This window comes from Bacillus sp. CFBP9009 (assembly GCF_036541465.1).
In the GTDB taxonomy this organism is placed as follows: domain Bacteria; phylum Bacillota; class Bacilli; order Bacillales; family DSM-1321; genus Peribacillus.
Genome location: NZ_JAZHFU010000040.1, coordinates 1 through 10,691, shown reverse-complemented (window position 1 = coordinate 10,691; position 10,691 = coordinate 1). Strand labels below are relative to the sequence as shown.

Genomic DNA, 10,691 nt, shown 5'->3' with positions numbered 1-10,691 from the left:
GACTTGCATGTATTAGGCACGCCGCCAGCGTTCGTCCTGAGCCAGGATCAAACTCTCCGAAGAAATGTTTGACTTGCTCATTTTGCTTTTTTGATAGTGTGTGCTCACTTAAAATTTAACGTTGGCGCTTTGTTTTGTTCAGTTTTCAAAGAGCAATTTGTTGTAGGTTTTTTTCAACTAATTCATCTTAACATAACGTTGAATAGTTGTCAACTTCTACGAAGTATTTCTTTTTTTAAAATCGCTCATTAATTAGGCGACTTCATTATCATACTGCTATTTTTCTTTAGTGTCAACATTTAATCCGTAAAATAAGAATCTCTAATAACACTTTCCTCTTGAAACCATCTTGTTAATGAATACAAAAAAAACACCGTACGTGTTTCATCATTAAATTAATCAACTGGGACGCACTAAACTGAAGAATTTATCAAAACATGCCCTTATACTATTTAATTGGATTTTTCTTTTATAAAAAAGATTGATCATTTTAATGTTCCTTAATCAACTAACGCACCTGTTAGTTTAAGTACAATCCTTCACAACCTCGACCCTTTTAAATAACATATGGAGAAAATTACAAAATCCTCTTTACCAATAACCCCACTTGTTCCGCCATGACACGAGGTGGATAAGGCATTTCATTCTTGAGCCACCATTCCACTACCTCTACATAAGCAGCTGCAACAAATCGAAGAATAATATCTTCACTTAATCCCTTATTTTTGCCTTCTTCTGTATTCACTTCACCCTTTAAAAGTTCAACAGAAAACTCAAGGTATTGAGCCCGAAAATTATCGGCTCCACCGCCGACTAACATCGTTGAAAAGAATAAATAATTCTTTTGAAAATATTCGAAAATTGCCTGTCCTCCAGTTATAAAGTCCACTTCAGATAACTCTTCGAACATTTCTTTTAGCTTGTTAATGTGTTCTTCGATAATTTTATCAAGCAGATCAAATTTATCCATGTAATGAAGGTAAATAGTCCTTCTGCTAACATTTGCTCTATCGGAAATATCTTGTAAAGAAATTTTATCGAAATGCTTTTCATTGATTAATTCAATGAAAGCTTTTTTTATCGCTTCTTGGGATTTAGCTATTCTTCTATCCACTTTAGTCACAGTTTAAAACCTCCAAGAATTATTAATATGACACAATTTCTTCAATTTCGTGTATTAATTCACGAAACTTGATTATTTGACAATTGAAGGCATTCTATTTTCATTTTATATTATACACAGATGTGAAATAATTCATCAATGCGAAATTTATTTTTAATAGATCCCATCATAAGTGTAGTTGACTACTTTAGATTTGGATGTTTATGCGGGAAATTTGGTGTTTTGTAATAGTAATCGCACACCACTCTAACTGGGTAATATAACAACTAGCCAATGACAATCCTGAATTCTAATCCCAACAAATGCTTATTGGTGAGGTAACGTTCAAGCAAAATGTATTTAAGGAGGAAGAAATATGACACAAACAAATTTGGAGAAGAGAATTGAAGAACTAGAAAACGTAAGAGCCCTCAGAGAACTTGTTGATAATTTCTCAATATTAGCAGACAAGAAAGAGGTTTGGAAGCAAACGGAGCTTTTTACTAAAGATGCTACTGTGGATTCATATGTAAACGGAATGTTAACTTCAAGTTTTAATGGAACCAAAGAAATAGGTGAAGCTTTCGAGGGTTTCTTAGCGAATTTCGAAACCGTTTACCACAATAATGGTCAACACATTGTGTCAATAAATGGGAATAAAGCTGAAGGGACTCTCTATTGCCGAGTAGATCTTATTAGTTCCGAAAATGGAAAAAAAATAAATAACGCTTCAGCAGTTTCTTATAAGGATGAATACATCTCTGAAAACGGACAGTGGTTGATTGCTAAAAGAACATCAACTTTTGTGTGGAATGATAGACAAGAATTAAATCAGTGATTGCTTAGCTTGAGTAAAATCAAAAATGGGTTATCCAGTTAATGGATTGACCCATTTATGGTTTAAAAGGTTGGACGTTCCTGCATTACTAGTAATCAAACTAATCTAAATGATGAAAAGGAGGTTGCAAGTCCATATATGAGTGAAGATAAACAAAAAATCCTAGCAGTTTATCATCGATTGATGATGCAATGGTTAATAAAGACACTGAAACATTGGATTACATCCTTGATGACAATTATGTATCAGTTCACATGACTGGTTATCAACAAAGTAAGCAAGAATGGCTTGAACAAATAGAAAATGAAGAAATGAGATACTTCAAAACTATGCCTCAAAAAACAACAATCACAATAGATGACAATATTGCCATTCTCATTTGTGAAACAAAAATTGATGCGAGAATTTATGGTTTTAGAAACACTTGGAGTATGAAAATTAATATGTATTTTGAGAAACGTGGGAACAATTGGTATCCAGTAAATGCTTCGGCATCATCAAATAATTAAAAGATTAAAAAGGAGTTGTAAATAATTGGACTCTAGGACAAATAAAACTCAGGTTAGATTTGCACTATTATTAGCAGTCTTTTGTGCATTGGGACCATTTACCGTTGATATGTATCTTTCATCATTTCCCGAAATTATGAAGTTTTTTGGAACAAACGCATCTATGGTCCAAGCAAGTTTAACATCTGCACTATTAGGATTGAGCTTAGGTCAAATTGTAATAGGACCTTTAAGTGATGTTCATGGAAGACGAAAACCTTTGTTAATTTCAATGATTCTATTTTTTATTTCCTCTGTCGGTTGTGCCATTTCACCGAATGTTGAAGTTTTTATTGTTTTACGTTTTATACAAGGATTTACAGCATCAGCAGGGCTTGTTATAGCCCGTGCAATCGTTCGTGATCTATATAATGGTGTTGAATTAACTAAGTTTTTTGCACTTCTTACGACGATTACCAGTGTTACCCCACTACTTTCGCCACTTGCAGGTAGTGCGGTCATTTCTTTTACATCATGGGTGGGAGTATTTTTCGTTACAGGTATCGTTGGAATATACTTGACAATTATGACAGTTTGGAAAGTGAAAGAAACCTTACGAATAGAGAATCGTATCTCAAGTGATTTTAAAAAAATATTAAAAAGCTATAAAACCTTGCTTAAAGATAGAAAATTTATGGGTTATGGTCTTGCATCTGGCATTTTATTTGGAGGCTGTTTTGCTTACATTTCAGGAAGCCCTTTTATTTACCAAAACATTTATGGTGTATCTCCTCAAATGTTTTCTATCCTATTTGCTTTGAATGGAATTAGTTTAATGCTAGGGGCTCAATTAGTAAAACGACTGGCGGGCCGAAAAACTCCACATAATATTTTTCTGATTGGATTGTTATCTTCATTTATTTCTAGTCTTGCCGTACTTATTGTAGTTTTTTCTCATGGACCGTTAGCGCACTGGTTATCTCACTTTTCTTATCCAATGCATCATTAGGAATTGTTGGACCGATTTCTTTTACGTTAGCAATAGAGTCTCAAGGGCACATAGCAGGAAGTGCCTCGGCACTGTTAGGCATTATGCCATTTTTATTAGGATCCATTACCTCTCCACTTGTTGGCATTGCTGGTGAATATTCTGCCATACCATTAGGAGTGATTATTTTTGCAACCAGTTTGTTGGCTGTCTTCTTCAATGCAGTCCTAATAAAAAACGGTCAAACTGTGACTGCTTCTGAAGAAATGAATTTGGATTAATTACGTTTAGCAGAATGGTGGAAATATAAAAAAATGGGAGGAATACAAATGCAAAAAGTAATTTTAAACAATGGTGTTGAGATGCCGATACTTGGATTTGGTGTTTATCAGATTACAGATCCCAAAGAATGTGAACAAAGCGTTTATGACGCAATTATGACAGGTTACCGTTTGATTGATACAGCTGCTGTTTATCAAAACGAAGAGGCGGTTGGCAGAGCAATCAAACGAAGCGGTGTGCCAAGAGAGGAATTGTTTATTACGACAAAACTCTGGATTCAGGACACTGGTTATGAGAGCACAAAAAAAGCATTTGTAAGGTCACTAGACAAACTGCAACTGGATTATTTGGATTTATATTTAATTCATCAGCCGTATGGTAATGTTTATGGTTCTTGGCGTGCGATGGAGGAATTAAATCGCGAAGGAAAAATCAGGGCAATCGGAGTTAGTAACTTCCAGATGGATCGGCTGATCGATTTGAGTATTCATAATGAATTAACTCCTGCCGTAAACCAGATTGAGACTCATCCTTCCTGCCAGCAAATCGAAAGTGCTCAATTTATGAAAGAGAACAATGTTCAGATAGAATCCTGGGGACCTTTTGCTGAAGGAAGAAATAACATGTTCGGTAATGAAGTTTTAGTATCGATAGCTAAAAAGCACAATAAATCCGTCGCCCAGGTAATTTTACGTTGGTTGACACAAAGAGGAATCGTTGTGATTCCAAAATCTGTTCATAAAGAAAGAATCATTGAAAACTTCCATATCTTTGACATTGAATTAAGTCAAGATGATATGGAGACGATTGCTACGTTAGATACGAAAGAGAGCTTGTTCTTTTCTCATAGAGATCCTGAAATGGTAAAAGGGCTCAGCAGCTATAAATTTGAACATTAATGCTATTTATAAAAGTGAAATGAGGCTGCCTACTTATGATTATTGGGCAGCTTGTTTATTCCTTATTAATTAATGAAAGGGAGTTTTGAATTTGACTAATGTTTTAATCCTTGGGGCAAACGGGTCAATTGCTCGTGTTGCTATTGAGTTATTTCTAAAAGAAAGTGATGCACAGTTAACCCTTTATCTACGAAACTCACGAAGACTGAAGAATATTGCTTCAAATCGGGTTCGAGTAATCGAAGGCGATGTTTTGGAAATTGAAACATTAAAAGAAGCGATGATGGGGCAAGATGTGGTTTATGCCAATCTAGCTGGCAATCTGGAACAGATGGCAAAAACCATTGTAGAGGCAATGAATGCGACTGGAGTAAAACGTCTCATTTGATTAGTTCAATGGGAATTTATGATGAAGTCCCAGGACAGAGGTATAGCAGTATATTAGATTCGTATCGAAATTCAGCTGAAATTATAGAAGTGTCAGACCTCGACTTTACGATTTTAAGACCAGGATGGTTTACCAATAAAGATGAAATTGACTATGAGACAACTCAGAAAGGAGAACCATTTAAGGGGCATGATGTTTCTCGTAAAAGTGTTGCAGATTTGATTGTTAAATTAGCTGAAACACCAGGATTGGAAATTCGCAAGAGTTTGGGCGTAAACAAACCCGAATAATAAGTAATTAATGTGTCTAAACACACCTTATTGTAAAATTTTAAAAAGAAAAAAACCGATTTTCCTATTACGGAATCTGCTATTTCTTTACTTTGTGAAGAAATGTACTTAAACTAACCTGCCCCGATAGTTGCATAAGAAAAGGAGCTGCTGATCAGCTCCTGGTAATGAGGTAAAGCACCCGTTAGTTCAAGAAGCTATTATTTTAAATCAGTTAATTCCTCACCCGTAATAATTTTAAGTAAAATACCTGAATTTTCGTCTGTTAATTGAACATACTCATCATTCCCTCTAACAACTACTAATTTATCTGTATTAGGACTAATCCAAATCAGATGTTGAATAGCATCTGATTGAATATTTTCATTTTTATAATGGAAAAAGAATTGATAGTCAGCAGGACGAGACATTATAAACTAAAATTATTCTTTTTATAAGAGGTTGTACTTATACTTTAAAGAAAACAGAAAAAACCCCGAATAGATCCACTCTATTAGTGTCATCTATTCGGGGTTTTGTTTACAACAATCATTAAGATGTTTTTTCAATCTCTGTCTTTTTTTTCTTTGGCATAAATAACGTAAAGACAAGTGCAATACTCGCTAAAATCGTCATGAAGTAGTAAGAATCACTTGAAGCTAAAGTTGAAGCAAGCGATTGAATTAGCTCAGTACTAGCAGATGGGTTGTCCTGCAAAATTGTTTCTGTATGACCGATCGATTGTGCTGTATAAATTGTCATCACGACTGCTGTACCAATCGCTCCCGCAATTTGTCGAATCGTATTAGTCACTGCTGAACCATGTGTACCAAGGTGTTTTGGTAATGCATTAAGCGCTGCAGTATTCAATGGCATTGTAATGAAACTTAAGCCAATACGAAGGAAAATGGTACGTATCATTACATAAACAAACGAAGTTGAGTTAGATAAATCTGTTACAGCCCACATAGATGGGATGATAAATATTAAGGCAACAATAAATAGTGGCTTCGCACCAAAGCGATCATATAATTTACCAGTGACTGGCGATAATAGGGCATTTATTAGAGCACCTGGTAATAATATTAGACCGGCATCAAATGCTGTAAATCCCCGACCATTTTGCAAGTAGATTGGCAGTAAAATCATATCTGCGTACATCATCATTGTGATTAAAACATTAATAAGAGATGTTAAAGTAAATGTTTTATTATTAAATACAGATAAGTTTAATAATGGCTTCTCTGTTTTTATTTGTTTTATACAGAATATTGCTGTTACGATGATACCAATAACTAATGAAAGTACTACGACCGAAGAGCTCCAGCCTTTGCTACCCGCATTACCGAATCCGTATAAAATGAAACCAAATCCAATCGTCGATAAAATAACACTTAGCACATCAAGCTTTGCCTTAGATGTTTCTGAAACGTTTATTAAATATTTAAATGCTAATAAAATAACGATAAATAGAAGAATGGAAATACCTATGAATAACCAACGCCAAGAGTAATATTCAATAACAAACCCGGCAAGAGTTGGCCCAATTGCAGGCGCGAAAATCATGGCTAATCCAATTAAGCCCATCGCACCCCCTCGTTTTTCTATAGGGAAAATAACAAGAATGACATTCATCATAAGCGGTATAACAATTCCTGCCCCAACGGCTTGAATCAAACGTCCAGCTAGTAGTACACTGAATACAGGAGCTGCGGCACTAAGAATAGAACCGATTAATAAAAATAGCATAGCGCTAATGAATAACTGGCGTGTAGGAAAGCGCTGCATTAAATACGCTGTAGTCGGAATCAATACCCCATTGACAAGCATATATCCAGTTGAAAGCCATTGTACAGTTGTTGCCGAAACATCAAATACATTCATTAAATCACTTAAAGCGACATTTAAAATTGTTTGATTTAATGTTGATAGGAAACAGCCCGCAATTAAAACGGTTAACAATATTCCTTTTTTGATTACTTTATTTTCTTGCATTATATGAATTCCTTTCTTTAGTGTTGATTTATCGACACATTGTCAATAAAATAAATCATAACAGCATTTATGATAAATGCCTATTTACAATTCTTATAAAAGTGTCAACAAATCAACATAAAAGTTCGATTTGTTAATAAAAAGAAAAACAATAGATAATAGAGGAGAATTATGTCTACTAATAGAAAAGAAGATCCACGTGCTATTCGCTCAAAAAAGATGCTGAAGAATGCGGTATTTACATTGCTAGCTGAAAATCTAGATATTTCTCAGCTGACTGTGCAAAAAATTGCAAACCGTGCAGAACTTAATCGTGCAACATTTTATTTACATTATGCCGATATTAACGACTTATTACGCCAGATTGTCCATGAAGTATTTGATGACCTGTCGACGAAATTTAACCCGTTAATACAAAATAACAACATGAATGAGCAGGAGCAACTGATTTCATTTTTAGATTACATTTATGAATATCGGAAATTTTTTGCTGTTTTGTTTGAGGATAAGGGATTCAAAAATAGCTTATTTAAACTAATAAAAAATACAGTTGAAATGCAAAGAAGTGTTAAAAACCTAGATCTGAAAGAGAACATTGTAGCTGTTGATATTCTTGCAGCATCATTGCTAGGGATTATCATGTGGTGGATTACGGACGGGATCCATTTTAGTTCCGAATACATCGCAAGCCAAATTATATCAATGTACAAAAAAGATCGATCCTAGTAAATGTTAGAACTTGGACTGGAGATTATAAGGGAAAGAAATTAGAAATAAATAGTAAGTATGGTTAGTATCATTCCAGGTGGACATTGTACACAATTCCCCTTCTAACACTCTGCCAACAAAATGATAAATACCTATGTATGCACGTATTCCGCATTCATTTGTAGGATAACAGAGAGATGTCCTGGTTTAGCAGGATTTAATGTCTACTGAATACATTTGCTACGGAAGTATCTATATATTTACAAGCTTCCCCAAAATTGTTGCAGTATAGACAACTACATACCTCTATACCTTTGTTATAAAATTCTCGGGTCTTATCAATATCAACTTCTAATAATCAATTCTCTATTTTAATCTGTTGCAGCATTTCGACTCCTACTTCTTTGAAATATCATGATACCCCTTTATTCGATTAACATTTTAAAAATTACTTGTTGAACTAACCTGCCCCGTTAGTGCCATAAGAAATAAGGCTGCCGCAGCAACCCTTGTTATTGAAGTAAAGCACCCGTTATGAATACACTACGCTTCTTAAACTAATCTACCCTTTTCAATATGAAAGGAGCTGCGGGAACAACCCCTGTCCGTTAGTTTATACCGCACGCTCCAAAAGGAAATCGTTACGAGAATGGACATATTTCCGAAGAAAAAATGTCCATTCTTTTGGTAATATAGAGGCATCTGTTTATAATGAGGCATTTATAACATACGGAGATGATGAAAAAATGACAGGACCCGTTTTGATTTTGACCATTATTTTAACGATATTTAAACTAGTTGTTACCTGCCTTCCAACCGATGTCGTCAATTGGCTTTTGAATAAATTTAAGATGCATCCAACACTTAGTGACGGGAATACCGTGATCACGATGGACGGAAAACGATTGGAAGGGGAAGAGAAGAACCAAGTGATTCAGGATGTTAACCACGCGATGGTTTTGAAGAAAAATCATATATTTCCTGGAAACGATTCCTTGTTTTTACAGCCAAAGAGCGGTGTGAAGCCATTGGTCATCGATACGAAAAAAGGCAAAAAGGATATTCGGTTATTGGTGTTCGTGTACGGCGACCATGTGGATGTCGTAAAACAGGACAAGAAGAAGCTTGTGGCATATAGCATGCGTTCCGAAAGCCTCCAAGACCGTTCGATGATGAAGGGAATGGATGTAAAAGAAGCATAAAAGGAAGAAAAATAAAAAACCACACCATGATGTGTGGTTTTTTGATAGGGAATTATTTATTTTCTGACACGACTTCTTCTTCTCTTATTAGGATGCCTTCATTTTTTGCTCGCTCATTTTCTAGTACGACGCACACTTTAGCTGAACAAGGGAATTTTTTTTACTTGATTTGAATGTATGATAATGTAAAGAATCGTACGTTCAAAAGGCAGCCAAATGGCTGCCTTCTTATGACGCTAACGCACCCTATAGTTTAAGTACATTTTTTCACAAATAAGAAATACAAGCTGATTTTGTTGATTAAGCAATTATTAAATACAGCCACCGTATTTAAACACACGTTTTCTTTCGTGATAAAAATAAGAGGAGCTAATAAAACTCTTCAAAGGTTTATTTTTTTTCATGAAAAGCTAAGTTTACAGCTAAGGCACCTAAAACAGATGCCATGAACCAGCGTTGAATTTTAACCAAAAAAGGGCTTCTTCCAACCCAAACCGCAACCTGCCCAGCAAATAAAACAATTAGTAAATTTACAGCAAAGCTAACAAAAATTTGCACCGTTCCTAATTGAGCAGTTTGAACTAGCAGTGAACCACTATTAGGACCCATAAATTGAGGTAAAAGTGAAACATACAAGACCGCAATTTTTGGATTTAACAAATTTGTCATAAGGCCCATAACATATAGTTTTTTTGGTGACTCTACAGCTAAATGCTGTGGCTCCAGGATTGAACTTGCTCCTGGTTTTATTGCATTCCATGCTAACCACAACAAGTAGATAACACCTAGCCATTTAATGATGTCATACATTACTGGAACTAATTCGAACAAGAAGGATAAGCCCAACATTGTAGCTATGATATAAATCAAAAAACCAGTAATTACACCTAAAAGAGAAATTATCCCGTCCCTTTTACCTTGCGAAATTGTCCTAGATATTAAATAAATCATATTAGGACCAGGTGAACAGACCATCCCTAAAGATACTAGAGCAAAAGCGCCTAGTGTTCCTAATTCAATCATTAAATCTCCCCCTTTTCAATCATCACTATACACGTTAAATAACGTAAGTTTCTACTAATGTACGGTCTCCTCTAAGGCACTTGATGAGGGAATTTCATCTTTATATTCCATAAAAGTCTTAATTATTAAATCCTGAATTAATGGTGCATCTGAAACTTCTGCAAAATATAATATCCCTCTCTCTTTTGTAATAATTATACATTATAAGTTATTTTATACATTATTATTTTACTGTTCTTATTGAACTCCCTCAGTTTAATACGATTTCCTCACAAATACTCGCTTATTCGCAGGATTTCATCACCATTGAATTTAAATTCACGGTTAAATGGAGTGATTTCAGGACAAGAAGATTTCGTGAAGGCATAGTGAAATAAAGGAGTTGTACAACACTCCACATTTTACCATATAATGTACATTCTCCACGCCGCCCCTGGAGGCTTTCCCTCCCATGTCTCAACGGGTCAATTGCCCTATCATTCCTTCGTCATGCCTATCCAAGGGGTGGA

11 protein-coding genes, 1 rRNA gene and 1 pseudogene are annotated in these 10,691 nt (G+C 35.0%); 8 read left to right on the top strand and 5 right to left on the bottom strand.

The features are described from left to right. Positions 1-63, bottom strand: a 16S ribosomal RNA gene (locus V3595_RS28470); the annotation flags it as partial. 514 nt (positions 64-577) lie between these two features. Beyond that, on the bottom strand, positions 578-1,123 hold the full coding sequence (locus V3595_RS28465; protein WP_485911308.1) for a TetR/AcrR family transcriptional regulator: 546 nt from the start codon (positions 1,121-1,123) through the stop codon (positions 578-580). A gap of 355 nt (positions 1,124-1,478) precedes the next feature. Between V3595_RS28465 and V3595_RS28460 the strand changes: the two genes are divergently transcribed. The 6 genes and pseudogenes from V3595_RS28460 (at position 1,479) to V3595_RS28435 (ending at position 5,275) form a co-directional block, all read left to right on the top strand. After that, a complete protein-coding gene (locus tag V3595_RS28460; RefSeq protein WP_095392545.1) occupies positions 1,479-1,940 on the top strand; it encodes a nuclear transport factor 2 family protein in 462 nt (153 codons plus the stop codon). Between the two features lie 191 nt (positions 1,941-2,131). Beyond that, positions 2,132-2,449 carry a nuclear transport factor 2 family protein gene (locus tag V3595_RS28455; RefSeq protein ID WP_485911306.1) on the top strand — a complete coding sequence of 106 codons (318 nt, stop codon included), beginning with the start codon at positions 2,132-2,134 and terminating at the stop codon, positions 2,447-2,449. 25 nt (positions 2,450-2,474) lie between these two features. Next, complete coding sequence (locus V3595_RS28450) at positions 2,475-3,437, top strand: multidrug effflux MFS transporter (RefSeq protein ID WP_485911304.1); 963 nt, start codon at positions 2,475-2,477, stop codon at positions 3,435-3,437. Positions 3,438-3,520: 83 nt separating this feature from the next. After that, positions 3,521-3,697, top strand: a complete 177-nt coding sequence (locus tag V3595_RS28445; protein WP_485911302.1) for a hypothetical protein — start codon at positions 3,521-3,523, stop codon at positions 3,695-3,697. A 48-nt stretch (positions 3,698-3,745) separates the two neighbouring features. Further along, positions 3,746-4,597: an aldo/keto reductase gene (locus tag V3595_RS28440; RefSeq protein ID WP_485911300.1), complete on the top strand. Its 852-nt coding sequence runs from the start codon at positions 3,746-3,748 to the stop codon at positions 4,595-4,597. A 91-nt stretch (positions 4,598-4,688) separates the two neighbouring features. Next, a pseudogene (locus V3595_RS28435) lies at positions 4,689-5,275 on the top strand (NAD(P)H-binding protein). Between the two features lie 200 nt (positions 5,276-5,475). Here V3595_RS28435 and V3595_RS28430 read toward each other — a convergent pair. Further along, positions 5,476-5,685 (bottom strand): hypothetical protein, encoded by a 210-nt coding sequence (locus V3595_RS28430; RefSeq protein WP_485911298.1) that lies wholly within the window; start codon positions 5,683-5,685, stop codon positions 5,476-5,478. Positions 5,686-5,806: 121 nt separating this feature from the next. Further along, positions 5,807-7,249: a DHA2 family efflux MFS transporter permease subunit gene (locus tag V3595_RS28425; protein ID WP_485911296.1), complete on the bottom strand. Its 1,443-nt coding sequence runs from the start codon at positions 7,247-7,249 to the stop codon at positions 5,807-5,809. A 171-nt stretch (positions 7,250-7,420) separates the two neighbouring features. Here V3595_RS28425 and V3595_RS28420 point away from each other — a divergent pair, with 171 nt between their 5' ends. Together V3595_RS28420 and V3595_RS28415 are read left to right on the top strand one after the other, a co-directional pair. Beyond that, a complete protein-coding gene (locus tag V3595_RS28420) occupies positions 7,421-7,975 on the top strand; it encodes a TetR/AcrR family transcriptional regulator (RefSeq protein ID WP_485911294.1) in 555 nt (184 codons plus the stop codon). Between the two features lie 728 nt (positions 7,976-8,703). Continuing rightward, on the top strand, positions 8,704-9,159 hold the full coding sequence (locus V3595_RS28415) for a YfmQ family protein (protein WP_148357266.1): 456 nt from the start codon (positions 8,704-8,706) through the stop codon (positions 9,157-9,159). Positions 9,160-9,549: 390 nt separating this feature from the next. Here the strand turns inward: V3595_RS28415 and V3595_RS28410 are convergent, their stop codons facing one another. After that, a complete protein-coding gene (locus V3595_RS28410; RefSeq protein ID WP_485911291.1) occupies positions 9,550-10,182 on the bottom strand; it encodes a LysE family translocator in 633 nt (210 codons plus the stop codon). Positions 10,183-10,691: the final 509 nt, after the last annotated feature.